Raw genomic sequence first — 730 nt, 5'->3', positions numbered from 1 at the left:
ACTATAGAGCGTGTAGAGCATGGCATGCAAAGTATTCAAGAGTTATTAAATGGTGTTGATGGTGTAGGAAAAATAATTGAAATCATTCGAAATATTGCGGATCAAACTAACTTATTAGCACTAAATGCAGCCATAGAGTCAGCAAGAGCTGGCGAGCATGGCCGTGGTTTTGCCGTAGTCGCTGATGAGGTGAGGCAATTAGCGCGTCAAACTCAAGGATCGCTAAGTGACATAAACGATCAGCTTAATTTGTTGACTGAAAACTCTCGAGTTGTCTCTGCACAAATATCGGCCTTAGCCGAAGGGGCTCAATCACAAACGCAAAATGCCCAAGAGCTAAAGCTAAACTCGGAAGGGGTGGCTGATAATGCGCAAAGTGCAAATAGTGTTGCTTTTGAGGCTATGGCATTAGCTAAGCAGCAAAATAGTTTATTGGATAATTTTAGCCAATCAATGGAGAGTATGAAAGGCCAAGTAAGCGAGTCAAGTTTACTCGTCAACGATATTCAAAACCAACTGCAGCAGCAAATGCAAACGATTAAAGGCAGCCTCAAGTTTTAATTATGGAGACTATCTTTTGAGGTTAAATTTACAGCCGTGTATTTTGTTTTTAGGCAAAGCCTGTATGCTAGGTTCTGTTTATCTTTCGAGGTTGAATTTGCAGCAGACTGTTTGGTTTTTAGGCAAGGCAAAGTCTATGTGGTGTTCCCCATACATAGGCGATAACGCT

The 730-nt window shown here is 41.4% G+C and carries 1 protein-coding gene; it reads left to right on the top strand.

The window, feature by feature from the left end:
* Positions 1-561 (top strand): methyl-accepting chemotaxis protein (locus tag CWB66_RS21380; protein ID WP_252371826.1); only part of this gene is annotated, 561 nt, incomplete at its 5' end.
* Positions 562-730: the final 169 nt, after the last annotated feature.

Origin of the sequence: Pseudoalteromonas sp. S558, assembly GCF_005886635.1 — a bacterium.
GTDB lineage: Bacteria > Pseudomonadota > Gammaproteobacteria > Enterobacterales > Alteromonadaceae > Pseudoalteromonas > Pseudoalteromonas aliena.
Note: the sequence above shows the minus strand (reverse complement) of the source record. Positions and strands in the feature narration are given on the sequence as shown.